The 25,409-nt window shown below is 53.2% G+C and carries 25 protein-coding genes; 10 read left to right on the plus strand and 15 right to left on the minus strand.

Annotation, left to right across the window (positions count from 1 at the left end):
• Nucleotides 1-8 precede the first annotated feature (8 nt).
• The 5 genes from J4E05_RS07860 to J4E05_RS07880 all read right to left on the minus strand — a co-directional run bounded on the left by J4E05_RS07860 (nucleotide 9) and on the right by J4E05_RS07880 (nucleotide 5,003).
• Nucleotides 9-755, minus strand: coding sequence for a sugar phosphate isomerase/epimerase family protein (locus J4E05_RS07860; RefSeq protein WP_349594056.1), 747 nt, complete (start codon nucleotides 753-755; stop codon nucleotides 9-11).
• A gap of 39 nt (nucleotides 756-794) precedes the next feature.
• Nucleotides 795-1,880 carry an ABC transporter ATP-binding protein gene (locus J4E05_RS07865; RefSeq protein WP_349594058.1) on the minus strand — a complete coding sequence of 362 codons (1,086 nt, stop codon included), beginning with the start codon at nucleotides 1,878-1,880 and terminating at the stop codon, nucleotides 795-797.
• Between the two features lie 5 nt (nucleotides 1,881-1,885).
• Nucleotides 1,886-2,779 (minus strand): carbohydrate ABC transporter permease, encoded by an 894-nt coding sequence (locus J4E05_RS07870; protein ID WP_139835680.1) that lies wholly within the window; start codon nucleotides 2,777-2,779, stop codon nucleotides 1,886-1,888.
• An 11-nt stretch (nucleotides 2,780-2,790) separates the two neighbouring features.
• On the minus strand, nucleotides 2,791-3,675 hold the full coding sequence (locus J4E05_RS07875) for a carbohydrate ABC transporter permease (protein ID WP_349594061.1): 885 nt from the start codon (nucleotides 3,673-3,675) through the stop codon (nucleotides 2,791-2,793).
• Between the two features lie 86 nt (nucleotides 3,676-3,761).
• Nucleotides 3,762-5,003, minus strand: coding sequence for an ABC transporter substrate-binding protein (locus J4E05_RS07880; protein WP_085593853.1), 1,242 nt, complete (start codon nucleotides 5,001-5,003; stop codon nucleotides 3,762-3,764).
• 197 nt (nucleotides 5,004-5,200) lie between these two features.
• Between J4E05_RS07880 and J4E05_RS07885 the strand changes: the two genes are divergently transcribed.
• Nucleotides 5,201-6,238, plus strand: a complete 1,038-nt coding sequence (locus tag J4E05_RS07885) for a LacI family DNA-binding transcriptional regulator (protein WP_349594065.1) — start codon at nucleotides 5,201-5,203, stop codon at nucleotides 6,236-6,238.
• 15 nt (nucleotides 6,239-6,253) lie between these two features.
• Here J4E05_RS07885 and J4E05_RS07890 read toward each other — a convergent pair whose 3' ends face one another.
• The 4 genes from J4E05_RS07890 to J4E05_RS07905 all read right to left on the minus strand — a co-directional run bounded on the left by J4E05_RS07890 (nucleotide 6,254) and on the right by J4E05_RS07905 (nucleotide 9,763).
• Nucleotides 6,254-6,739 (minus strand): VOC family protein, encoded by a 486-nt coding sequence (locus tag J4E05_RS07890; protein WP_085593855.1) that lies wholly within the window; start codon nucleotides 6,737-6,739, stop codon nucleotides 6,254-6,256.
• 233 nt (nucleotides 6,740-6,972) lie between these two features.
• Nucleotides 6,973-8,466 (minus strand): hypothetical protein, encoded by a 1,494-nt coding sequence (locus tag J4E05_RS07895; protein WP_139835681.1) that lies wholly within the window; start codon nucleotides 8,464-8,466, stop codon nucleotides 6,973-6,975.
• A 245-nt stretch (nucleotides 8,467-8,711) separates the two neighbouring features.
• Nucleotides 8,712-9,275, minus strand: coding sequence for a TetR/AcrR family transcriptional regulator (locus J4E05_RS07900; protein ID WP_349594069.1), 564 nt, complete (start codon nucleotides 9,273-9,275; stop codon nucleotides 8,712-8,714).
• Nucleotides 9,276-9,289: 14 nt separating this feature from the next.
• Nucleotides 9,290-9,763 carry a nuclear transport factor 2 family protein gene (locus tag J4E05_RS07905; RefSeq protein ID WP_349594071.1) on the minus strand — a complete coding sequence of 158 codons (474 nt, stop codon included), beginning with the start codon at nucleotides 9,761-9,763 and terminating at the stop codon, nucleotides 9,290-9,292.
• Between the two features lie 533 nt (nucleotides 9,764-10,296).
• On the opposite strand from J4E05_RS07905, the gene nspC reads away from it, so the two are divergent.
• The 4 genes from nspC (at nucleotide 10,297) to J4E05_RS07925 (ending at nucleotide 13,698) form a co-directional block, all read left to right on the plus strand.
• The gene (gene nspC / locus J4E05_RS07910; protein ID WP_349594074.1) at nucleotides 10,297-11,394 is read left to right on the plus strand and encodes a carboxynorspermidine decarboxylase; all 1,098 of its coding nucleotides are present in this window, start codon (nucleotides 10,297-10,299) and stop codon (nucleotides 11,392-11,394) included.
• Nucleotides 11,395-11,444: 50 nt separating this feature from the next.
• Nucleotides 11,445-12,692 carry a saccharopine dehydrogenase family protein gene (locus tag J4E05_RS07915; RefSeq protein WP_349594077.1) on the plus strand — a complete coding sequence of 416 codons (1,248 nt, stop codon included), beginning with the start codon at nucleotides 11,445-11,447 and terminating at the stop codon, nucleotides 12,690-12,692.
• Nucleotides 12,693-12,877: 185 nt separating this feature from the next.
• On the plus strand, nucleotides 12,878-13,156 hold the full coding sequence (locus J4E05_RS07920; RefSeq protein ID WP_085588742.1) for a PepSY domain-containing protein: 279 nt from the start codon (nucleotides 12,878-12,880) through the stop codon (nucleotides 13,154-13,156).
• A gap of 2 nt (nucleotides 13,157-13,158) precedes the next feature.
• A complete protein-coding gene (locus tag J4E05_RS07925) occupies nucleotides 13,159-13,698 on the plus strand; it encodes a cytochrome b/b6 domain-containing protein (RefSeq protein ID WP_349594081.1) in 540 nt (179 codons plus the stop codon).
• A 117-nt stretch (nucleotides 13,699-13,815) separates the two neighbouring features.
• On the opposite strand, the gene J4E05_RS07930 is transcribed toward J4E05_RS07925, so the two are convergent.
• Nucleotides 13,816-14,253 carry an Lrp/AsnC family transcriptional regulator gene (locus J4E05_RS07930; protein ID WP_085588738.1) on the minus strand — a complete coding sequence of 146 codons (438 nt, stop codon included), beginning with the start codon at nucleotides 14,251-14,253 and terminating at the stop codon, nucleotides 13,816-13,818.
• 206 nt (nucleotides 14,254-14,459) lie between these two features.
• On the opposite strand from J4E05_RS07930, the gene J4E05_RS07935 reads away from it, so the two are divergent.
• Nucleotides 14,460-14,717: a DUF1127 domain-containing protein gene (locus J4E05_RS07935; protein ID WP_349594084.1), complete on the plus strand. Its 258-nt coding sequence runs from the start codon at nucleotides 14,460-14,462 to the stop codon at nucleotides 14,715-14,717.
• 183 nt (nucleotides 14,718-14,900) lie between these two features.
• Here J4E05_RS07935 and J4E05_RS07940 read toward each other — a convergent pair whose 3' ends face one another.
• From J4E05_RS07940 to J4E05_RS07960, 5 genes are all read right to left on the minus strand, one after another.
• On the minus strand, nucleotides 14,901-15,656 hold the full coding sequence (locus J4E05_RS07940) for an ABC transporter ATP-binding protein (RefSeq protein WP_349594087.1): 756 nt from the start codon (nucleotides 15,654-15,656) through the stop codon (nucleotides 14,901-14,903).
• Nucleotides 15,653-16,414 carry an ABC transporter ATP-binding protein gene (locus J4E05_RS07945; RefSeq protein ID WP_085588733.1) on the minus strand — a complete coding sequence of 254 codons (762 nt, stop codon included), beginning with the start codon at nucleotides 16,412-16,414 and terminating at the stop codon, nucleotides 15,653-15,655. Before J4E05_RS07945 ends, J4E05_RS07940 begins: the two co-directional genes overlap by 4 nt.
• A 3-nt stretch (nucleotides 16,415-16,417) precedes the next feature.
• Nucleotides 16,418-17,584, minus strand: coding sequence for a branched-chain amino acid ABC transporter permease (locus J4E05_RS07950; RefSeq protein WP_085588731.1), 1,167 nt, complete (start codon nucleotides 17,582-17,584; stop codon nucleotides 16,418-16,420).
• Between the two features lies 1 nt (nucleotide 17,585).
• Nucleotides 17,586-18,602 carry a branched-chain amino acid ABC transporter permease gene (locus tag J4E05_RS07955; RefSeq protein WP_085588729.1) on the minus strand — a complete coding sequence of 339 codons (1,017 nt, stop codon included), beginning with the start codon at nucleotides 18,600-18,602 and terminating at the stop codon, nucleotides 17,586-17,588.
• A gap of 114 nt (nucleotides 18,603-18,716) precedes the next feature.
• On the minus strand, nucleotides 18,717-20,081 hold the full coding sequence (locus tag J4E05_RS07960; protein WP_349594092.1) for an ABC transporter substrate-binding protein: 1,365 nt from the start codon (nucleotides 20,079-20,081) through the stop codon (nucleotides 18,717-18,719).
• 205 nt (nucleotides 20,082-20,286) lie between these two features.
• On the opposite strand from J4E05_RS07960, the gene J4E05_RS07965 reads away from it, so the two are divergent.
• The 4 genes from J4E05_RS07965 (at nucleotide 20,287) to J4E05_RS07980 (ending at nucleotide 25,361) form a co-directional block, all read left to right on the plus strand.
• Nucleotides 20,287-21,849, plus strand: a complete 1,563-nt coding sequence (locus J4E05_RS07965) for an XRE family transcriptional regulator (protein ID WP_085588727.1) — start codon at nucleotides 20,287-20,289, stop codon at nucleotides 21,847-21,849.
• Nucleotides 21,850-21,970: 121 nt separating this feature from the next.
• Entirely contained in the window at nucleotides 21,971-22,363 is a 393-nt protein-coding gene (locus tag J4E05_RS07970; RefSeq protein WP_349594095.1) for a response regulator transcription factor, read from the plus strand.
• 25 nt (nucleotides 22,364-22,388) lie between these two features.
• The gene (locus tag J4E05_RS07975; RefSeq protein WP_085588725.1) at nucleotides 22,389-22,613 is read left to right on the plus strand and encodes a hypothetical protein; all 225 of its coding nucleotides are present in this window, start codon (nucleotides 22,389-22,391) and stop codon (nucleotides 22,611-22,613) included.
• A gap of 3 nt (nucleotides 22,614-22,616) precedes the next feature.
• A complete protein-coding gene (locus J4E05_RS07980; protein ID WP_349594098.1) occupies nucleotides 22,617-25,361 on the plus strand; it encodes an ATP-binding protein in 2,745 nt (914 codons plus the stop codon).
• The last annotated feature ends 48 nt before the right edge of the window (nucleotides 25,362-25,409 follow it).

Genomic DNA, 25,409 nt, shown 5'->3' on the forward strand with positions numbered 1-25,409 from the left:
CGCACTCCTTAAAGCTTTTTGAAATTCTGAAAAGACCGGCTGGCAAAACGGTGCGCGTCCGATGGTTTGTCATGCTCCATCACAAACAACGCTGTCTGACCGCGGGATTTTAAACCTGCCAGCAGTTCGTCCCATTTCATTACACCTTCGCCCAGGTCGGCCCAGCCGTCTTCGTCCTTGCAATCACCCTCCGGGGCAATATCCTTAACGTGGGCAATCCAGATACGCGGCCCGAAACGTTCGATCCAGGCAAACGGGTCAGCCCCCCCGCGCACAACCCACGCCACATCCATTTCCCAGCCAATATTCGGGGCATTTTCCAGAATAATTTCCTGTGGCACCTGCCCGTCGGGCAGGGCCTTGAACTCGAAATCATGGTTATGCCAGGCAAAGCGAAAACCGGCGTCCTTGCATTTATCGCCAACGGCAGCAAGGCGATGGGCGAAATCCACCCAGCCGGCACTATCGCCGGGGCGGTCATCCGGCATTAAAAAGGGGCAAATAATGGTTTCAACGCCCAGGTCTTTGGCAATCGAAACGGCTGTGGAAAAATTATTTTCCAGCATATCCATGGCAAAATGGCCAGATGGCATCGCCAGCCCGTTCTGATCCATCAAGGCCCGAAAAGCCTTTGGGTCCTCATAGACCCCGCCAAAACCTTCAACGTTTTTATAACCCACACCGGAAATCATTTTCAGCACATCGGCCCACGGCTGAAAATTTCGGGCACTATAAAGCTGGAAGGATACAGTCATTACTACGTCTCCTCGGTAACGGGATGATTTTGGGAAAACTTAAAGACGGTTGCCGCTGGCATCAAAAACAGATGCCCGCGCCGGGTCGAAGCCAATACGCACCTGATCGCCAACCCGATAGGTATGTTCGGAATCAATCCGAAAGGTAAATTCCTGCCCCTCGAACCGGGACCAGACCAGGGTATCGGCCCCCATCGGTTCAATCACTTCGATTGGCACATCGGTAACAAAAGGCAGTTTTTCGGCCTGCTCGCCTGCGGCAACATGTTCGGGCCGCACCCCGAATGTAACCGGCCCGGCAACAAGCCCCAGTCCATCAAAGGAATAACCCGCAGCGGGAATGCGCGAGGCGCCAACTTTGAAAGCAGGGTCAGCACCGGCTTCGAGTTCGGCATTTAAAAAGTTCATGCCGGGCGAGCCGATAAAACCGGCCACAAACCGATTGGCCGGGCGGCTATAGATTGTTTGGGGAGTATCAAGTTGCTGTAACACCCCGCCTTTCATGATCGCGATACGGTCCGCGAGCGTCATGGCTTCGATCTGGTCATGGGTGACGTAAATCATGGTGTTGGAAAGTTTTTGATGCAGGCGTTTTATTTCCACCCGCAATTCAGCGCGCAATTTTGCATCCAGGTTTGATAAAGGTTCGTCAAACAAAAACACATCGACATCGCGGACAAGGGCACGGCCAATTGCCACGCGCTGGCGCTGCCCACCAGAAAGGGCACCAGGGCGCCGTTTTAACAGGGGTTCAATTTGCAACACCTCGGCCGCACGGGCCACACGTTTGGCAATTTCGGGTTTTGCCATGCCCGAAACCTGAAGACCGAACGACAGGTTTTTCTCCACCGTCATTTGTGGGTAAAGGGCATAGGATTGAAAAACCATGCCAATGCCCCGGTCCTTGGGTTCCTCCCAGGTTACATTACGCCCGGAAATCCACACCTCGCCGTCGGTTGCCTCCAAAAGCCCGGCAATTACGTTGAGCAAGGTTGATTTGCCACAGCCCGACGGCCCCAAAAGAACCAGAAATTCGCCCTCCTGGATGTCGATATTCAGGGTATCAATCACCGACAGGCTGCCAAAGCTCAGCGAAAGATCGCGTATCGAAACACCATTCGTCATTGCCATTATCCCTTTACTGCGCCTGCGGCGATGCCCTGAACAAAGAACCTGCCGGACAGAAAATAAATCACCAGCGGCACAGCGGCCGTCAGGATGGTTGCAGCCATATTGACGTTGTATTCACGCACCCCGTACGAGGTCGTCACGATGTTATTAAGCTGCACCGTCATTGGCTGGTTGTCGCGCCCGCCAAAAACCAGGCCCAGCAAATAATCGTTCCAGATGCCCGTCGTTTGCAAAATCACAGCAACGGCCGTGATCGGCACAGCCATGGGCATCATGATGCGCAAAAAGATCTGCCAGAAACCGGCCCCGTCAATGCGCGCGGCCTTAAACAGTTCTTCGGGAAGCGAGGAAAAATAATTACGGAAAATCAGCGTGATAATTGGCATCCCGAAAATGCAATGCACCATCACGATCCCGGCGAGCGAGCCGAAAATGCCAATTTCGCGCTGAAACACAATCAGCGGGTAAATCACCGCCTGAAACGGAACGAAAGCCCCCATGACCAAAATACCAAACAGCACATTCGCCCCGCGATAGCGCCAGAATGACAGGGCATAACCGTTAACCGCGCCCAGCAAGACCGAAATCAGAACACTGACGACGGTGATTTGCACGGAATTGACAAAACCGGGGCTGATCCCCGCACAGGTCACACCGGTGCAGGCCGTGCTCCAGGCTTTAATCCAGGCATCAAAGGTTATATCCGCTGGCAGTGAAAACAGCCGCCCCAACCGCACTTCCTCCAGCGGTTTCAAGGATGTAACGATCATGACATATAGTGGCGTGAGGAAAAAAGTCGCTGAAATCACCAGCAATCCGTAAAGGCCATAACGCGCCGGTGACATTTTTTTGGGTTTTCTGCCGCGCGCCACAGCAGGGTTTGTCTGTGTCATAATTCCCTCTCCTAGGCACGCACGCGGCGCACATATTCGTTGTAAACCCATGGGCCAACCAACAGCAAAACCGGCAACAGCATCATGGTTGCCGCCGCCATCGCGATGGCGACATTGCCGCGCTCGGTAAAGTGATCGATCACGAATTTGGCAGGAACTTCTGTTGCAATGCCCGGTCCGCCACCTGTTTGCGCAACAACCAGGTCATAAACCCGCACCACACTGATCGACAGCAACACAACCGATGTCACAATGACCGGACGGATCATGGGAATAATGATAAAAATATAGGTCCGCCACAGCGGGATACCGTCGACACGGGCGGCTTTCCAAATTTCGCGGTCAACACCGCGCAAACCCGCCAGCATCAGACACATAATCAGGCCGGTTCCCTGCCAGACAGCGGCGATGACGACCCCGTAAATGGCATATGTTGTGCTGGTAAGCGGGGCAAAGCTGAAACTTTCCCAGCCCATGTTGCGCACCACATTTTGAATGCCCAGCGCCGGGTCCATCATCCATTGCCAGATCAAACCGGTCACAACAAAGGACAGCGCATAAGGATAAAGAAAAATGGTGCGAAAAACGCCTTCCATACGAATGTTGCGGTCCAGCATCACGGCCAGCAAAAAGCCCAGCAACAAACAAAACCCGACAAACAGAAGCCCAAAAATCAAAAGATTGGAAACCGATACCGTCCAGCGATCTGTCGTCCACAGGCGGACATACTGGTCAAAGCCGATAAAATCGAATTTCGGAAAATAGCGCGAGCGCGTAAAAGACAGCGCAATCGAATACACAACGCAAAGAACAAAAACACCAATCGCTGTTACCAGCATCGGTACACTGGCGATCTTTGCAGACAAGTTCGACCACATCCGGGTTTTGCGTTTCATGGCAAATCCTGATCTCCAAAACCATAATGTCAGATGAAAAGTGTGGCCTGGCGGCTCAGTACCGTTCAAACCACACTTTGATGCGCTTAGCTGCCGTCCTGTAAGATAGCGGCAAACTGGTCCTGCACATCTGCAACCGTCATGGAAGGTGTATTCCAGAACTGACTAACCAGATCCTGGATGCGTCCATCGGTGTCCGATGACAGAATGGCATTTTTGGGAAGGGCGATGTTTTCATCGTCGTTCAACAATGCCAGCCCTTTTTGCATGCAGGGATCGGCCGATGCCATATTCACATCGCCGCGCACCGGGGAAGATCCCTTGGCTGTATTGAATTTCACCTGCACATCCGGGCTTAGTAACATCGATGCCAGACGAAGCTGGGCGGCCTCAACCTCCGGGTCATCCTGTTTGGGGAAAATAAAAATATCCCCGCCAGTCGTCAGTACCGGATGCCGGGAGGGACCAGGTACGCACCCATAATCAACCTCGGCTTTTTTGCCTGCCAGCACAAATTCGCCGCGCGCCCAATCGCCCATTGCCTGAACCGCAGCCTTGCCGTTGATCACAAGGCTTGTCGTATCATTCCAGTTCCGCCCGGCCGATCCTTCATCTGTCAGATCCCGCAATTTGCCATAGGTCTCAAAAACCTTGGCAACTTCGGGGCTTTTGGCGGCATCTTCATCGCGATCAACGTAAACCTTGTTCCAAAGTTCCTTGCCGCCAACCCCCATGAAAACATCGTCAAAGGTCAGGTCTTCCTGCCATCCCTGCCCGCCGACGGCCAGCGGGATATAACCGGCATCACGTATTTTCCCGGCCTGATCGATAACATCCTGCCAGCTTTGGGGTTCTTCCAGCCCAACTTCCTTGTAAATGGCCTTGTTGGTCCACAACCATTGGTCCGAATGAATATTGACCGGTACACAATAAATTTTCCCGTCAATTTCACAGGGATCCAAAATGCTTTTCGGGCGCACGACATCACGCCATTTTTCTTTTTTGGCAAGGTCCGATAAATCCAGCAACAAATCGGCCTCGGCCAATTCCTCGAACTGGCGGGAATTATTAAATTGTGCCGCTTGCGGAGCATCGCCCCCTAAAATGCGTTGCATGACAACCGCGCGGGCCTGTTCCCCGCCGGCAATGGCCGAATCCCGCCAGCTATCCTGGCCGTTGGCGTCAAATTCCTTTGCCAGCAACGAAACAGCCGCCTGTTCGCCACCCGATGTCCACCAGTGAATCACTTCCAGTTCGGCAGCCTGGGCCGAAAATGCCGTCGAACACATCAGCGCAGACGCAAAAAGTGCAATTCTTGACGTTTTCATTTTTTCCTCCCGATGACGGAATTGCCAGCCTGTAGGATGCGGAACAATTCCATTTATTTTTGTAATCGATTACATTATTGATATTAGCTCATCCGGCGTTTATGTAATCGATTACACAATCGTTGACGCGATTGCATTGGACTGTCAAGATTTTTTCAACTTAAAGACGATGAATTTCGGGGGGAACACAGGGCAAGATGAAAGCCAAGAAGGGAAATCTTCCCCGAATTCAAGATGTTGCCAAAATGGCAAATGTCTCGACGGCAACCGTTAGCAGAGCGCTGTCCTTTCCTGACAGGGTATCGGAAAAAACACGCGATGCCGTTCTGCAAGCCATTGAAAAATCGGGATACACCATCAACCAAAGCGCACGAAACCTGCGCCGGGGCGGCACTGGCACCATTCTTGTGTTGCTTCCGAATCTGGCAAACAGCTTTTTTTCGCGGGTGTTAAAGGGGATTGAAACCATCGCCTCGAAAGAAGGTTTCAGCATTCTGATTGCTGATTCCCAGTTTCCCCCGATTGATGAAGCAGCGTTTGGCAACCTGTTCAACATCAGCCGCATCGACGGCGCCATCGTTCTGGATGGCAATATTCCGCAATCGTTCTTTGATCGCCAAAACGGCCGAAAACCGGCCATGGTCTTTGCCTGCGAATGGATACCCGGCAGCAAAACAGCTGCTTTTCACATCGACAACATCGCCGGGGCAATGATGGCAACAGATCACCTGGTGGCACTGGGGCACCGCAAAATCGGCCATGTGGCAGGGCCGCCAAATAATGTGCTGTCCCGTGACCGCGTAACCGGCTTTTTGCAATCCTTGCAAAAGCATGGTCTGGGCTGCCCCGATGACTGGAAAATACAAGGGGATTTCACCATTGAAAGCGGCGTGCAAGCAGCACAGCACTGGCTTTCGCTTAACCAGAAGGAACGCCCGACGGCCCTGTTCTGCGCCAGTGATGAAATGGCCTTTGGACTGATTTCTGAATTAAACCAAAACGGTATAAAGGTGCCACAAGACCTGTCGATTGTCGGGTTTGATGACGTGGAGTTTGCCGCCCACAGTATCCCTGCACTTAGCACAATTCACCAGCCACGCCGCCGCATTGGCGAGGCCGCGGCCCGTGCCCTGATCCACAAAATTCGCGATGCCGATGCCCCGCCCTTGCCCGAAATGGCGTTTGAACTGGAACTTATATCTCGTGGCAGTACCGCCCCCTTCAGCAACCGCTAGGGGATGACACCCCCGTCAAACACGGATACTGCGCCATTCATCATAAACGGCACGGGCATCAATTTCGCTATCACTGCGGGGATGCCGGGTTTCAGCGGCAAAAATTTCAAAACGAATCCCGTTGGGATCGCGAAAATACAACCGGCGCGACGTACCGTCGTCTTCGTTATGGTAAACCACTTTTTGCGCGAATAAATGGTTCTGCCAGGCAATAACATCGCGCGGCACATCACACCGCAACCCGATATGAAAAACATCATCGGGCATGTCAGGATCATCGGCATAGGGGCCCAAATCAGCGGGCCAGTCAAAAAATGAAATTTGCGTGCCATCTGGCAAGGCAAAGGTTATTCGCAAATAGTCGCTTTTCCATGCCGGACTATAGCCACTTTCGGCATGAACCAGCTTCGCTTTTAATACCCGCGAATAAAAGTCATCCGTCGCGGCAAGATCGCGGGTGGGAAAAGCCATGTGATCGACGCTAAACACTGCGGGTGGCATATGTGCCTCCTTGCCTTGGTTACACCATCAGATCAAAACCGGGATTATCCCGTTTATGTACTTATGCCCTGCTATTAGGGCATAATTTTGAACCTGTTATTTCATATCGGTTTAAATTTATGGCCTCACAAGCCCCCGAATAAAACGAATAAGGCCACCGGCGCAAAAGGGGGATACGCCCATGCTGGCAGTATCCCCCTTTTTTCTAAACATCGTGCATTATACCCGGGGCATTATGGCTTGCCCGCCCCGCCAAGCGGGATGATGTTGAAATAGATGTGGCTTAAATTATCCTCGCCAAAGCTGGCATCGGGTGCCGGTTTGCTGCCGCCATTGTGGCACAGAAAACAACTGCCATTACCAGCCCCCTGAAAATAGGTTTCCATCGTGCTGTTGCTCAAACGGACAGACCCAACTTCTTCTGGGTTCGTAATCGTCACAGTACCATTCGGGTCAAGTTCGGACATTTGCGGAATAACCCCGCCTTTCGTCCAGACGGCCCCGGCCTGAACATAATTGGCCCGAATATCACCCGCGGCCAATGCCGAAATGACATTGTTATTGGTGGAAATGATGTTGGTATTTTCTTCGGCCGATGCGGCATCATCCCCGGCATTGCCCCACGGGTTTGTTCGCACCACTGCGGTTGGCCCGATCGGCAGGCCATTGGTCGATACGATATTTCCACTGCCATTAACGTGCGCATTTTCCTGGTTATAGGATGCGGCCGTCGCAGTTGAATTGTAAAAGGAGTATCCGGTTGAGGCTGGATCAAAGGGAACTTTCACCGCCCCGTTCCGGTCGTAATAATACGTCCCGTTGGGTGAATTGTTCTGGTGTTCAAACGTCGCCCATATCATTTCCGGGTGCCCCTGAACCGAACCGACAACATGCATCCCTACCAGGGCAAGGGTCTTTAGCTCGTTTCCGGCCAATGTCCATTGTGAAGGGCTGGTACGGTCATATTTCGGTACTGCGGCCTGTACCTGAATATAGTTTTCAGGATCAGTTAACGTTGCGGCATCAATCCAGGATGTTTTTAATTCAATCGTCAGGGCGTCGCCGTCGGCCAGTTTTTTCGTGGCGTAATCGTCAATTTCCTCAAGGTCTGCTGCCGTCGTGGGAAACTGGTCCTGGGCAATTTTCCCGGCTTTTTGACCGGTTAAAAACTCGGCATACACATTATTGGCATGGATACCGTAATAAACCAGCGATCCGGCCTGCGAAATCAGCACACCACCCCCGCCGGCCTGCCCCGTTTCACCAATTCGGGTTGGCAGGCTGTCATCGGTTTTGTTGATTCGAATGGCGAAATTATCCAGCGCCGATGTGTTGGGCAAAAATATGCGCTGGCCTGCGGCATTAGCCGGTGACACATCGTAAAAACCGGCCCCGTCAAAGACAAACGTACTGGCAAGAGTATTATTTTCGGTGGCCAGTTGTACGGGCGACGTCAGCCACAAAAACATTTGCGCCGACCAGGCATAAAAGTCGCAATTGGTGTTATTGGTGGGAAAAGCCGTGCTATCAGCCGGCGACACCACACCATTGGCCGTAATTGCGCCACTGGCAAACCAGCCCGCAATGGTGGTTTTACTAATCGGGCAGGCATTTGCTGCATCTGGCGGCAACATGTTGCTGGCATGGGCAGCCCCGGACACGCCCATCATCATTGCAGTGGCGGCCATCAATCGGCGCGCGCGCACTATTGTGATTGTTTTCATCATTTATCCCCATAAAAACTCTCTCACGTGCCGCCGGTTTTTATGGCGACTTATCAGATCAACCCCACATATTTCCCATCTGTAAAATACATCAAAAGAACAAAATTAAGAACACATAATCAATTAAAAGTAGAATAGGGGAATGTGAAAACACCGTTGTTACAGGGGCTGGCGCAGATGCCCCGTAATGCCGCACCAAAGAAACCGTCATTGCAACGGCTCGCCACAACTCAATGCAACGATGCTGTTTAGGGCAGTAATGTCAGCCGGGTTTCAATGCGGGTCATTGCCCGGTCAAAAACCTGAATATCATCAAGGGCACGGGCAAGCACCAGCGCCCCCTGAATGGATAAAATGGCGTCTTCGGCCATATCGGATGCCAATTTGGCATTCTGCCCGGAACGCGCCAGTGCCGCCGCCAGCGACTGGTGCCAAATGGCAAAATAATCGCGAATGGGGGCGGCAAACCGGTCGCGCACATGGTCAAGCGCGAACGCCCCAATCAGGCAGACCCGCCGCCCGGAATGAAAATAATCCCGCACAGAAACGCACATATCGCGCATCGCCTGTGCGGGGTCGTTATTTTCGCGCAGCGGGCGATACACCCGCTCTTCAAACCAGCCGTCAATTTCGCCCAGCACTTCGGTGGCCATCTGTTCTTTCCCACCGGGAAAAAAATGATAAAGGCTGCCTTTACCCAAACCGGTTTGTTTCCCGATCAGGGACAAGCTGGCCCCTTCAAACCCGTACTCGCGAAAAATCTCGGCGAGAACAGGCAGGACATCGGAGCGCTCTGCGACAATTTTCGGCATCGTATTACAGTATCCTATAATCCCAGTTCAGACAGGCTGGCATGATCGGCGGGGCGTGGCCCGGATCGATCCCAGAAGAATTTACGGTCTTTTTCCTTTATCGGCATATCATTAATACAGGCATAGCGCCGCTGCATCTGGCCATTTTCGGCAAATTCCCAGTTTTCATTACCATAGGCACGATACCAGTTCCCGGCATCATCGCGGTACTCATAGGCAAAGCGTACAGCAATACGGTTGGCGTCATGGGCCCACAATTCCTTGATCAGGCGATATTCCAGCTCCCGGTTCCACTTGCGGGTCAGAAACGCAATGATTTCGTCGCGCCCCCTGGCAAATTCGGCCCGGTTTCGCCATTCGCTATCAACGGTATACGCAAGCGATACCCGCTTTGGGTCGCGGCTGTTCCAGCCATCTTCGGCAAGGCGTACTTTTTGAATGGCGGTTTCGCGGGTAAAGGGCGGCAAAGGCTGGCGTAATTCGGACATGGTGTATTCCTTTTTCAATTTTAATGTACCGATCAGTAAAGTATTATCCGATCGGTACATTAAAATTTGAACACCGTCAATCGGGCCGCATTTTTCCGTGCATCACAGTCCCGTGATCCCTTTCGCGATAGGGGCGTTTGTCTTTTTACCGGGAACAAACCTGTCTTTTCCCGCGGGGCACCGAAGTTTCATCAAACCGAAACCTGTTATTTTTCACCCCTGATACCTACATGGAATCAATCGATTAACGGGATGTCGCGCAGGCTGTCACGATCCGGGCATGTTTAACCGGCATTGTCATATGCGTTCACAACGTGGTCATAGTGTTGACCACCACGCGCCCCGCTGCTATTGGGTCGCGGCGCCTACGCCCCTGGCAAAAAGTGCCCGCGTATTAACGGTGTTATATCCGTTGGCGCAAACCGGGACAGAACACCAAAGCTGAGTGGGAACGTTTGCCGGTCGACGGACGTTTTCCATAGTGTATTTTCGGTCCCTGAAAACAGGGCCTTCGGTCAAGGAACGAGAAGACGATGCTGCACACGCCCTATTATCTGATCGATAAATCAAAACTGCTGCGCAACATGGAAAAGATCGCCTATGTGCGCGAACATTCCGGCGCAAAGGCGTTGTTGGCGCTTAAATGTTTTGCCACCTGGTCGGTATTTGATTTCATGGCCGATTATATGGATGGCACGACGTCTTCGTCCCTGTTCGAGGTTAAACTGGGTCGGGAAAAATTCGGCAAGGAAACCCACGCCTATAGCGTTGCCTATGGCGATGATGAAATTGCCGAAGTCATCGACAATGCGGATAAGATCATTTTCAATTCCATCAGCCAGTTAAACCGCTTTGCCGATCAGGCATCGGGCATTGTGCGCGGCTTGCGCCTGAACCCGATGGTCAGTTCATCCAGCTTTGATCTGGCCGACCCGGCACGCCCGTTTTCGCGTTTGGGCGAATGGGATGTCACCAGGGTTGAAGCGGTGATGGATAAAATATCGGGCTTCATGATCCACAATAACTGCGAAAATGGCGATTTCGATTTGTTCGACCAGATGCTGGCCGACATCGAAACCAAATTTGGCAGTTTGCTGTCACGTGTTGAATGGGTCAGCCTGGGCGGCGGCATTCATTTTACCGGCGAAAACTACCCGCTGGATAAATTTTGCGCCCGTCTCAAGGAATTTTCCGAAAAATTTGGCGTGCAGGTTTATCTCGAACCGGGCGAAGCCTCGATCACGCAAAGTACAACGCTGGAAGTCAGCGTGCTGGATACGCTTTATAATGGCAAAAACCTTGCCATCGTCGACAGCTCGATCGAGGCCCACATGCTCGATTTGCTGATTTACCGCGAAAATGCGAAAGTAACCCCTAACACCGGCGATCATGAAGTTATGATTTGTGGCAAGTCCTGCCTGGCGGGCGATGTGTTTGGCGAGTTTCGCTTTGAAAACGAAATCAAGGTCGGCGACCGCATTTCCATTCAGGATGCTGCTGGCTATACGATGGTCAAGAAGAACTGGTTTAACGGGGTTGGCATGCCCTCTATCGCCATTCGCGAACTTGACGGAACCGAACGCCTTGTTCGGGAATTTGGCTTTGAAGACTATGTTTCCAGCCTGTCATAGGCTGATTATTTGGGTTTCACCTATTCAAAAAAGGGAGTTTTTGGCCTGAAATGAAGAAAAACGTTCTCATCATCGGTGCTGGTGGCGTGGCCCAGGTCGTGGCACACAAATGCGCACAACACAACGACGTGCTTGGCGATATCCATATTGCTTCGCGCACCGCTGCGAAATGCCAGGCGATCATTGATACGATCCACGCCAAGAAAAACCTGAAAAATGTGGACGGCGTTCTTGCGGGCCATGCGCTTGACGCAACCGATATTGATGCCACCGCGGCATTGATCCGGGAAACCGGTTGCGAAATCGTTCTCAATGTCGGTTCGCCCTTTATTAACATGCCGGTTATGTCGGCCTGCATCGCCACCGGTGCCGCCTATCTTGATACTGCCATCCATGAAGAGCAGGACAAGATTTGCGAAACGCCGCCCTGGTACGCCAATTATGAATGGAAACGCCGCGAAGAATGCGAAAAAGCCGGTGTCACCGCCATTCTGGGTGCCGGCTTTGACCCGGGTGTCGTTAATGCCTATGCCAAACTGGCGGTTGAAGACTATTTCGATGAAATTGAATCCATCGACATCATCGACATTAATGCTGGTAGCCACGGCAAATATTTTGCCACCAATTTTGACCCGGAAATCAATTTCCGTGAATTTACCGGCACGGTTTATTCGTGGCAGGATTCCAAATGGCAATCGAACAAGATGTTCGAGATCAAGAAAATCTGGGACATGCCGGTGGTTGGCGAAAGCCAAACCTTCATGACCGGCCATGACGAGGTTCATTCCCTGTCACAGAACCTGAATGTACCCAATGTCCGTTTCTGGATGGGTTTTGGCGACCATTACGTCAACGTCTTTACGGTTCTTAACAATATCGGCCTGCTGTCTGAACAGCCGGTGGTAACAGCCGAAGGGCAGGAAGTAATCCCGCTTAAGGTTGTAAAGGCCTGCCTGCCGGACCCCAGTTCGCTGGCACCCGATTATACCGGCAAAACCTGCATTGGGGATCTGGTGAAGGGTAAAAAGGACGGCAAGGAAACCGAAGTCCTGATTTACAACGTTGCCGACCACAAGGACGCCTATGAAGAAGTCGGCAGCCAGGGCATTTCCTATACCGCTGGCGTTCCGCCGGTTGCGGCTGCCATGCTGATTGCATCGGGCGACTGGGATGTCAAAAAAATGGCCAATATCGAAGACCTTCCGGCCAAACCGTTTTTGCATCTGCTAAACCAGATGGGTCTTCCGACCCGCATCAAGGATGCCGATGGCGACCGCGATCTGGATTTTTCCAGCTAATCGTCCAGGCGGTTCATATTTAAATTTTCCCAAAACGGCGGACATGTTCCGCCGTTTTTTATGTGCGGTTCTGCTGAACCTGACACCCACCTGAAGCATCACGACCCGATGTTTCAGCCTGCTGTCAGTTTGGAACGTCAGATTGCCCTTGTCACAACAAACCATTGTTTTCAAGGAACCTCGCAATGCTGAAAATCCTCGCCGCTGTACTTGCCCTGTCAACCTACGGCTTTTTGCCCTCCGTTGCGTCTGCTGACGAAATCAGCTGCAACACCCCCATGGACCAGTGGCAAAAACCCGATGCCTTGCAAACCAAACTGGAAAACCAGGGCTGGAAGGTCAAACAGATCAAAACCGAAGATGGCTGCTACGAAGTTTATGCGCTTGATGAAAATGGCAAGCGTGTTGAAACGTTCTTTGATCCCTCGACGCTGACCGCCATCGACAAAAAAGACGAGGGTTGATCATGGCAGCCACCGTTAAAGTCTGGGACCCGCTGGTTCGTATTTTTCACTGGAGCCTGGTCACATGTTTTGCGGTGGCCTGGCTTTCCGCCGACGTGATTAAAAACCTGCATGAATGGGCCGGTTACACAGCTGCCGCCCTGATTGGCTTTCGCCTTTTCTGGGGGCTGGTCGGGCCGCATTACGCCCGTTTCAGCCAGTTTGTGCGCGGCCCCAAAACAACGCTGGATTATTTACGCGCCATCCCCGGGGGCAAGGCTGAACGCTATCTGGGGCATAACCCGGCCGGTGCAGCCATGATTATTGCCCTGCTGGCCTGTATGGCGCTGGTCGCCACCACCGGCTGGATGCAAACCACTGATGCCTATTGGGGTGTTCGCTGGGTCCAGAATGTCCATGAATTTCTGGCAAATTGCCTGCTAACACTGGTCATTGGCCATTTGGCCGGGGTTATCATTGCCAGTTATCACCACCGCGAAAATCTGGTGCGCGCAATGGTTACAGGCCGCAAACGCATCGGTCACCAAAACGACATTCGCTAATCACCCGCAACCAAATTCCCTCAGACAAACCCGGCAGGTAATCGTTCAGCCTGCCGGGTTTGTCTGACTCTATGCCCCTGCTGATCCGTCTCGAAGTTCGCTTTGGCAAACAGCGTGTTACTTGATAGCCCCCAACACGGCGAGACTTTCATAGCGCTTGATATAGGGTTTGACCAAAACCCGATCAACAAAGGCACTATAGTCTTCCATATCGGCGACTTTCACACGCAAAACAATATCATGCGCGCCCGTCACATGGTCGCATTGCACAATTTCCGGCGCTTTTTCCAACTCGGCACGCAACAAATTATACCGATCGGGCCGGTCATTATTCAGGGTAATTAAAACCACCACGGTCATGCGTTTGCCAAACACACGCGGATTGACGACGGCGATGTCGCGCTCAATAACGCCGCTTTCACGCAAACGTTGCACCCGGCGCAAACATGCCGCCGACGATAACCCGACCTGCCGGCCCAGTTCACTCCCTGTTAACCGGGCATTTTCCTGCAACAATTCCAGCAATCGGCGATCAAATTTATCCAGCTCCGCCACGATGGCATACCCCCGGCACCAGTGTTTCCTGCTCGGGCAAACAATGGCCGAAGACAGGCGCGAAAAGAAATCGTTTTTTCCTGAAATTTGCGAATTTTCCGCGCAAAAAGCAGAGGTTTGCGCCCTCTTCGCACCGGCGAAATCCTAATATGATGCTGGTTCGGACATGGTTCCGATCCTTCATTAGCAAACTGGGAGCCAGCATCATGTCTGGATACATGCCAACCACACCCCATCACTTTGATACTCACCGTACCATGCCATCCGGTATCGATGCGCGCGGCACCGTATCCCTTCAGGGCTGGCTTCTTTTTTTGCTTGGCCAATGGGTGAAACGGCGCAAGGTCGCACGCGACATCGCATGGTTACAGCGCGCCCCGGCCCATATCCTGCACGATATTGGCCTGTCACGTGATGAAATCGAACGTGTTTGCAAAACCGGGCACAACCATATGCCATACTAGAACCAGCGCGTTATGGTGCCACAATGACACAACATCCGCGCCACCGGTGTAAGAAACCCCGTCACGGCCACGGCATCACTAACGAACACCTCAACACAAAAAAAGGAGCAAGCGTCCCCCGACACTTGCTCCCTTGCCGCGTTTGCGGGCTCCCCAAACCGGGTATTTTTTTCGGGTGATGCCCTAGATCGCCAAATACTGATCACGCAAATCAGGGTCATCCAGCACCTCTTGCGAAGTGCCATCAAACACCACCTGCCCGGCATCCATAATAATGGCCCGGTCCGCCAGTTTCAGGGCGGCAATGGCATTTTGTTCAACAATGATGGTGGTAATCCCCAGTTCCTTCACACTTTGCAGGGTTTTTTCAATTTCCTGCACAATCACCGGGGCCAGGCCTTCGTATGGTTCATCAAGCAGTAAAATCTTGATGTCCCGCGCAAGTGCGCGACCAATCGCCAGCATCTGCTGCTCGCCCCCTGAAAGCGTAATTGCTTCCTGCAAACGCCGTTCGCCCAGGCGGGGAAACAGTTCGTAAATACGTTGGATGCTCCAGCCATGTGGCGGGGCGATCTGGGCAAGTTCCAGATTTTGCTCCACCGTCAGGCCAGGAATGATGCTGCGGTCTTCGGGCACCAGTTGCAGGCCGATGCGCGCCGCCTGCCACGATTTCATTTCATGAAGCGGTTGATGGTCCAGCCAGATTTCCCCGTGTTTCAGTTCGGGGTTGGACATACGCGCAAGGGTACGCAGGGTGGATGTTTTACCCGCCCCGTTGCGCCCTAAAAGGGCAACAATTTCGCCTTCGCGGATATCAAAACTGACACCCTGCACGATATAGCTTTCGCCGTAATAGGCGTGAACATCCCATACCGAGAAAAATGCCGGAGACGACCCGCGTGCAGGAACCGGCTTGGTTTTTGGCACCTGTGCATTCATAGGGTTTCTCCTCCGAGATAGGCTTCTTTAACCTTGGGATCATTACGCACTTCTTCGGGCGTGCCTTCGGCAATAATCGCCCCCTGGGCCAGAACGCTGATGCGGTCGGCCAGGCTGAACACCACATGCATGTCGTGTTCAATAATGATCTTGGTCATGCCGCGTTCCTTGATCCGTTGCAGCAATTCGATTGTGCTGTTGGTATCATGGCGCGACATGCCCGCTGTTGGTTCATCAAGCAAAAACAGCTTCGGATCCTGGATCAGGCACATGGCAAGTTCCAGGCGGCGTTTATCCCCGCGCGACATCGAGCCGGCAATTTTATTACGATCCGCAATCAGACCAACATCTTCAAGGATATGTTCGGCCTCCTCGCGAATGCCGCGTTCGGCAAACAGGCTTTTGAAAATGCCAAAACTGAACTGGCCGTCGCGCTTGGCAAAGGCCGGGATCATGATGTTTTGCAAAAGCGTCAGATCCGGGAAAATTTCGGGTGTTTGAAACACCCGCGCCACCCCCAGCTGATTAATTTCGTGAGGTTGCTTGCCGGTCAAAACCTGATCGCCGAGCAACACCCGCCCGCGACTGGGCGCAAGCCGGCCGACAATCACGTTTAAAAAGGTCGATTTCCCGGCCCCGTTCGGGCCGATAATGGCATGAACCGTGCCTTCCTCGATCCGTAAATTAATGTTGCTAAGCGCTTGCAAACCACCAAAAGACTTGCTGACGTCGGTGACATCAAGAATGACATTACCCATTGATCAGACCTCCCCGGTGGAATGTTGTTTGTCAGATGATCCATCATCGACGTTTTTTTGACCCCGTTCGCGGATCATACGGCTGACTTTGCCATATCCTTCCATCAGTCCACCGGGCAGGAAAATCACAATCAGCATAAAGACAATACCCAGCAATAACTGCCAGCCTTCCCCGACAAACGGGCTGATAATGGCGGTAAGAATGTTGTTCAGCCAGTCGGGCAAGAACGAAAACATGTTGTGCAAAACGGTATCGTTGAAAGCCGAAAAGATGTTTTCAAGATACTTGATGATCCCGGTGCCCAGAAGCGGACCAATCAACGTACCGGCCCCGCCGAAAATGGTCATTAACACCACTTCACCCGATGCCGTCCACTGCATCCGTTCGGCCCCGGCCAACGGGTCGGTCATCGCCAGAAGCGAGCCTGCCAACCCGGCATACATGCCCGAAATGATAAAGGCCGTCAGCAAATAGGGCCGTGTGTTGTAACCGGTATAGGACATGCGGGTCTGGTTGGATTTAATTGCGCGTAACTTCATACCAAACGGCGAATGAAAGATTCGCAGGGAAACAAAAAACGCCAGGATCAGAATAACCGCGCAAATGTAAAACCCGCTATACCCCGTGCCCTGCAAGCCAAACAAATTGGTATTTGGCAGGCCCGATGTGGCTTCGATTCCGGCCATGCGGTCAATCACGCGGGGGTCGGCCTGGTTTAATTGCAGGCCGGTTTCGCCATTGGTAATGGGTGTCAGCACCGAATAGGCCAGGTTATAGGACATCTGGGCAAAGGCCAGCGTCAGGATCGAAAAATAAATGCCCGAACGACGCAGCGAGACAAAGCCGATCAGCCAGGCAAACAGCCCTGCCAGCAATGTCGCAAAGATAATCGCCGGAACCACATTCATCGATAAAAGCTTGAACGACCAGACCGCCGTATAAGACCCGACGCCCAGAAAGGCCGCGTGACCAAAGGACAAATAGCCGGTCAGACCAAACAGAATGTTATAGCCAATGGCAAAGATGCCAAAGATCATGAATTTTTGCATCAGGTCGGGGTAAGCCGCCCCGAAGGGCTGCAACCACAACGGCATGGTCAGCACCACCGCCGACAGCACAACCATATAAAGCAGTTCCTGCCGCGGGGTAGCGATTTGCGTGTTTGACATATCAGTTCTCCATCACGCCCCGGCGGCCCATCAGTCCACGCGGACGGGTCAGCAGGATAATCACGGCGACAAGGTAAATAATAATCTGGTCAATGCCCGGAATGATCGATTTGACCTCGGTCATCGAGGAAAAGGACTGCAAAATCCCCAGCAGGAACCCGGCGGCAACCGCCCCGCGCAACGACCCCATACCGCCAACGACCACAACCACAAACGACAGCACAAGGAAATCCATGCCCTGATGGTAATCGGGCGGTAAAACCGGCGTATACATGACACCGGCCAGGCCAGCGACAACCGCGGCCAAACCAAACACAATGGTAAAGCGGCGTTCAATATCGATGCCCAGCAATTCAACCGTTTCGCGGTCTGCCATGCCGGCACGCACCACCATGCCGTAAGTGGTAAAGTTAAGAAACGAGAACACCGCCGAAATAATAACCACAGAAAACAGCAAATAGATCAGCCGCCACCACGGATAAACCACCGCATCGCCAAGGCCGATCCAGCTGCCAATCGCGGCGGACCCGGCCACGATATCGGGCGCACTGACCGGAATGGGGTTTGCCCCGAAAAAGGTTTTCACCAGTTCCTGCAACACAATCGCCAGGCCAAATGTCACCAGAATCTGTTCTGCGTGGGAGCGCTTGTAAAAATAACGGATCAGGCTGCGTTCCATAAGAATACCCAGTCCCAGCATTACCGGGATGGAAACGACAATGGAAATCGGCACCACCCAGTCGATAATCGCCGACCCGGTATTGCCAAACCAAAGTTCCAGATAAGGGGTTTCCTTATAGGCATCGAAAAACGTAACTGACGGGTCCTTGACCTTGACCGAAAGGGTCAGGATTTTTTCCATCGTCACAGCACAAAATGCGCCGACCATAAAGATCGCGCCGTGGGCAAAGTTGACAACACCCAATGTGCCGAAAACCAGCGTCAGACCCAGGGCAATCAGGGCATAGGCCCCGCCCTTGTCCAATCCGTTCAGGATTTGCAGAAAAATCGCGTCCATGAGCTATCCGCCGCCGAAACTATACAGGATATTTTCGGGGCCGCAGGGAAACCGGCCCCTCAAGGAAGGCAATGGTGCCGGGAACGCCCCGGCACCAAAGGAATGCAGCGAAAATCAGACCTTGTACGGGCCAAGTTCCCCGCCGAACATATCGGCCGGATATTCCACCTGGGCACGCGGCACATGCTTGACCACTTCAAGAAGGTCAAAGTTGCTTTGCGGTTTTTCTTTACCACGCACAACCAGCACATCCTTGAAGCACTGATGGTCTTCGGCACGATACAGCGTCGGGCCATTGCCCATGCCGTCAAATTCGTAGCCTTCAAGCTGCTTGATCACTTCCCACGGCGCAAAAGTACCGGCCATTTCACAGGCATTTGCATACAGCAATGTCTGGACATAGCAGGTGTGGGCCGCCTGTGACGGCGGGAAGCCGTATTCCTGACCGAAGGATTTGACAAAGGCCTGCGACCCTTCATCGGTCAGTGACCAATGCCAGTTGGTGGTTCCCAAAATGCCTTTGGCGGCATCACCGGCACCCTGCGCCATCAAACGCGAATAAAGCGGCACGACAATTTCAAACTTCTTGCCGTTAACCATTTTGTCCTTCAGGCCAAACTGAACCGCCTGGGTCAGCGAGTTCACCATGTCCTTACCGTAATGGTTCAGGATCAGGACATCGGCACCGGAGTTAAGAACCGGGGTAATATATTGCGAGAAGTCACCCGCACCCACGGGCGTACGCACAGTATTGACGGTTTCCCAGCCAATATTTTCAGTGGCCGCCTTGATCGATTCTTCCTGCGTCCAGCCCCAGGTGTAATCGGCCGTCAGATGATAGGCCTTGCGATCGCTGCCATATTCATCCTTCAAAACCGGCGCCAGCGCCTGACCGGACATATAAGCGTTAAAGAAATGGCGGAAGCCATAACGCTTTTTGTCCTTACCAGTGGTGTCGTTGGAATGGGTCAGGCCGGCCATGAAAATAACGCCCATTTCCTGACACAGGCCCTGCACGGCAACGGCAACCCCTGAGGACGACCCACCGGTTACCATCGCGACATTATCTTTTTCGATCATGCGCTTGGCCGATGCACGGGCAGCGTCGGACTTGGTCTGGGTGTCGCCCGTTACAAACTCGACCTTTTTGCCCAAAATACCGTTACCCTTCAGGTTGTTGGGCTTCATGGTATTGAGCATACCGCCGTCGCCTTCACCATTGAGGTGTTTGACCGCCAGTTTATAGGCACGCAATTCATCAGCGCCTTCATCGGCATAGGGGCCGGTCTGGGGCACGTTAAAACCAAGAACGATGCTTTTGTTGCTGCCGGGATCGCCACGAAATGAATCAGCGGCATAGGCATTACGAATGAAGTGCATCGGTGCGGTTGCACCAATAATTGCAGCACCCGTTGTTAAAGCCGACCCTTTTAAGACGGTACGGCGCGATACATTACGGATGATCTTATTCTCGGACATAGGGTTCCTCCCCAATTGCTGGGATGCGTTTCAGTGAAATGCAAAAGGCCGGGATTGTGTTGGGTGTTTTGTTATGCGACCTGACAAGACAATGGGGACGACTAGAAAATAAATCAACAACAGCTTGATAAAGAACATTTTTTTTGTAAAAATATAGATAAGCGTTGTGAAAATTTGTAAATTTTGTCAAAAATAAGGACGTTGCATGGCCCGGCAAGCCCCGATTGGTCACCGTATTCGCGGACGCCGCAAAGACATATCCATGACGCAAACCGCCCTTGCCAGCGCCGCAGGTATTTCGGCGTCCTATTTAAATCTGATCGAACATAACCGGCGCGCGATTGGTGGCGCCTTGCTGCTACGTTTGGCAGAAGCCCTGCAAATTCATCCGTCTACCCTTTCAGGGTCGGAAGAAAATCGCGTTCTGGCCGACCTGAGCGAGCTTGCCGCCGACCCGGTTTTTGGCGATACACCGCTCGATCGCAGCGAATTTTCAAATGTCGTTTCCGCGGGGCCAGGCATGGTCAATGCACTTTTGGCCCTGTACCGCGCCTATCGCAGTGCACTGGACGATGTTGACATGATGTCGGAACGGTTAAGCCATGATCCGTATTTGACAGAAGCCAGCCATTCGATCCTGACACGCATTACCTCAATCCGTACCGTTGCCGAAATTTTCGACCATTACGACGACCTGCCACCGGCCCAGCGCACCCGGTTCAATGCGACACTGGTGCGTGAATCCGAACGGCTGGCCGAATCTGCCACCGAAATTTTCAGTTTTCTTGAACGCGGTGCCGCAGGCAGGCCCGCCGCCAACCCGTCCGAGGAAGTGGACGATCTTTTATACGACAACGCCAACCATTTCCCGGCACTTGAAGATTGCGCCGAAACATTGCGTGCGGGAATTGACCGGTCTGGCGGCTTGTTCCTGACCGACCTGATCAATCATTTGCAATCGCGCCACAAGGTCACGGTCGAACGTTTACGCCCCGAAGAATTACCCGCAAACGGCCATGTATGGGATGAAGCGCACAAACGATTACAGTTTTCGCGTGCGTTGCCCATCACGTCGGCCCGGTTTTTGGCGGCACGGGCGGTTTGCCACCTTGAAGGCAGCGACGCCGTGGAAAGCATTTTAAGCACATCGCGCCTGACGAGCGATGCGGCGCGAAACCGGGCCAAACAGGCCCTGATTTCCTATCTGGCAGCGGCAATTTTGTTTCCCTATGACAATTTCCGTACCGAAGCCCGTGAACTGCGCCATGATATCGAAATGCTGCAACAACGCTTTGCCGGCAGTTGGGAGCAAATCTGCCATCGCCTTACAACCTTGCGCCGCCCCGGCGAGGAAGGCATACCGTTTCACTTCCTGCGTACCGATATCGCTGGTAATATATCGAAACGGTTTTCCGCCTCGGGGTTACAATTACCACGGTATGGCGGTGCCTGCCCCAGATGGGCCGTTCACGAGGCCTATTTAACGCCGGAACGGGTGGTGCCGCAACTGGTGCAATTGCCCGATGCCAGCCAGTATTTGTTTGTCGCCCGGGCCGTGCGCACGGGCAATGGCGGTTACCGGGTACCGCAATCGGTGCATTCGGTCATGATCGGCTGCGATACGGCCTTTGCCCGCGATATTGTCTATGCTGACGGGGTACCAATGGACGATGCCCATGCCGCCGTGCCCGTTGGCATCAGTTGTCGGCAATGCCCGCGGGTGGATTGTTTGCAACGCGCCCATGCCCCGGCCGCCCCGGTGGCATAAGCCGCACACAAAATTAAACTGGATTTCGTGGCAACAGTGTCACACCCTAAAGTCGAATAAAATAAAAGGCCGGAACACGTTAAGGTCCATTTTATAAAAAACCAAAATCGGGGAGAACGTCGTGACCGACAAACCAACGGTCCTGATCGCGGAGGACGAGGAAACAATTGTCGAATCCCTGGCCTTTCTGATGGAAAAGGAAGGCTTCACCGTTAGCATCGCCACCAACGGCCAAAGTGCCATCGACATCATCAGCCGGGATATCCCCGACATGATTTTGCTAGATGTGATGATGCCAGGACGGGACGGGTTCGACGTTGCCAGATCCGTTCGCGAAAATGCCACCACAAAACATATTCCCATCATGATGCTAACCGCACGCACCCGCGAAATAGACCGGCGCAAGGGGCTGGAACTGGGTGTGGATGATTTTGTGACCAAACCGTTTTCCACCCGCGACGTGGTTGCCCGCGTCAAGGCATTGCTGGGCCGTGCCCCCAACCCGCACAGCTAAGCGGTAAACAAAGGCAGCACCCGCCATGACCCCACCGGCAAAACTGACCGAACGTGCCCTTGTGCTGGCCCTGACTGCCTTTTTGGCATGGGTGCCGCCGCTGGTGGGCATTTTTTCGCTGGATGGCACCCTTTTTGGCCTGCCGGTGCTGTTTGTTTATTTCTTTGCCGGCTGGGCTTTTTTCATTGCCCTGTGCGCCTGGATCACACGCAAACTGCGCCAAAGCGCACAACCGGCGGAGGACATATAAACAATGCTGTCTTCCGAAGTCGTGATTGCCGTCTCGCTTATTTATGTCGGCCTGCTTTATACGATTGCATGGTGGGGCGACAAACGGGCGCGCGCCGGGCGGTCGTGGGTGCGCAACCCCACGGTCTATACCCTGTCGATTGCCGTTTATTGCACCAGTTGGACCTTTTATGGCGCGGTCGGCTCCGCCGCCCGTAATGGGCTGGAATATCTGACCATTTATCTGGGGCCGACCGTAATATTTCTGGGCTGGTGGTTTTTACTGCGTAAAATGCTGCGCATTTCCAAGGCACACCGCATTACCTCTATCGCCGATTTCATTTCATCGCGTTATGGCAAAAGTACGCAGCTTTCGGTTCTGGTGACATTGATCGCCGTTATTGGCACCACCCCCTATATTGCCCTGCAATTAAAAGCCGTTGCGACCAGCTACACCGTGCTGACCGTGTGGGGAAGTTCGGTATCGCAGCCATTTGTTTCCACATCGCATATTTTTGCCGATAGCGGGTTTTGGGCCGCTACCGGCCTGGCCCTGTTTGGCATTTTGTTTGGCACCCGCTTTATTGATGCCGACGAACACCACGAAGGCATGGTTGCTGCCATTGCCTTTGAAAGCCTGGTCAAACTGTTTGCCTTGCTGTCCGTGGGCATATTTGTGTGTTTTTTCATGTTTTCCGGGCTGGGCGATTTGTTTCATCAGGCAGCCCTGGCCCCACGCACGGCAGGCCTTTTAAAACTGCAGCCCGAAAGCGGCACACGCTGGTTTACCTTAATGGCCCTGTCAATGGCGGCAGTGTTAACCCTGCCACGGCAATTTCAGGTGATCGTGGTTGAAAACGTTGATGAACGCCACCTTGCCACCGCATCCTGGGCTTTTCCGGCCTATTTGCTGCTGATGAACCTGTTTGTTTTGCCCATTGCACTGGCCGGTATGGGTGTGCTTCCCGACTGGGCCGACCCGGACTTTTTTGTGTTATCCGTCCCCCTGTCACAGGGGCAATCATTTTTGGCCCTGATTGCCTATGTCGGCGGGTTATCGGCCAGTACCAGCATGGTTATTGTGGCCGCCATCGCCCTTTCAACCATGGTGTGTAACGATCTGGTCATTCCTGCCTTGTTGCGTTTGCGCTGGTTGCGCCTTACCGAACGGGGCGATTTAACCGGACTATTATTGTTCATCCGCCGGGCATCGATCGTGCTGGTGGTCTTTATGGGCTATATCTATTACCGATCTGCCGGGGCGGGTGATGCCTTGGCCGAAATCGGCCTGATATCCTTTGCCGCCACCGCCCAATTCGTTCCCATTATGGTGGGCGGGCTGTTTTGGAAAGGGGGCACCAAAACCGGCGCGCTTACCGGGCTGGTCGCCGGGTTTGCCATTTGGGCCTATACGCTTTTGCTGCCATCCTATGCCGATTCCGGCTGGATCGACCCCAAACTGATTACCGAAGGGGCCTTTGGTCACCCGTGGCTAAGGCCCGAAGCCCTGTTTGGCCTGGATCATTTTGCCCCGCTGACCCACGCTTTGATCTGGTCAATCGCGCTCAATGCCGGGTGTTTTATTGTGGTTAGCCTGTTTACCAGTCAAGGCGGGCTGGAACGCATACAGGCGACCCTGTTTGTCGATGCCTTTTCGCGCAAGGGCGGCGAAACCGTGATCTGGCGGTCTTCGGCAACCATTGACGACCTTTACGAACTGGTCGAACGGTTTTTGGGCCGCGAACGCGCCTTTCATGCCTTTCGCGATTATGGCACATCGCGCCATACCGCCTGGCGGGGCAAAGGCGAGGCCAACGCCGATATGATCGCCTTTAGCGAACGGTTGCTGGCAGGCTCCATCGGGGCGGCATCGGCACGGGTAATGGTATCGTCTGTTGCCAAGGGCGAAATGGTCAGCCTGGATGAAGTGCTGGAAATTCTCGAAGAAACCTCGCACGTGATCGAGCATTCCCAGCGGCTTGAACAAAAATCGCGCGAACTGGAACGCGCCGCTGCCGAATTGCGCGCTGCCAATGATCGCCTTCAGGAACTCGACCGCCTGAAAGACGAATTTTTAACCATGGTCAGCCACGAATTTCGCACCCCGCTTACCTCGATCCGGTCTTTTTCTGAAATTCTGGTCGATACCCCCGAACTGGAAGCCGAACGTACCGAACGGTTTTTAAACGTTATTGTACGCGAAAGTGAACGTTTAACCCGCCTGATTGACGACCACCTGGACCTGGCCCGCCTTGAAGCCGGCCATTCAGACTGGCAACCCCGCGATGTCGACCCAAAAGCCGTTTTGCGCGAAACGATAGACGCCCTTGAAGGTTTGTTTAACAGCCGCAACGCCAAATTACGGGTCGATATTGGCGGGGATACTGTCCATCTGTTTGTTGATCGTGACCGGTTAACACAGGTTTTTATCAACCTGTTGTCCAACGCGGCGAAGTTTGCCAACCCGGAAAAACCCGAAGTCTTTGTGCGCGGGGCCACACATAAAGACGGATACCTTGTTTCCATTTCCGATAACGGTGCCGGTATTGCCAGTGACGAAGCCCAGCTGATTTTTAACAAATTTGCCCGGGGCGGCAAATATCCCGGCGACAAACCACGCCCGTCGGGCTCCGGTTTAGGCCTTGCCATTTCAAAACACGTGATCGAGCATTGCCATGGTCGAATTTGGGTGGAAAGCAAACCGGGACAGGGTGCTACCTTCCACATCTTTATCCCCGTAGCACAGCCCGGTGCCAATGCAGCGCAGTAACAGCCTGTTCGCCCAAAACATGCAACCCGACATAAAATAACGAATTGC

The organism is Thalassospira sp. NFXS8 (assembly GCF_040148805.1).
Classification (GTDB): Bacteria; Pseudomonadota; Alphaproteobacteria; order Rhodospirillales; family Thalassospiraceae; genus Thalassospira.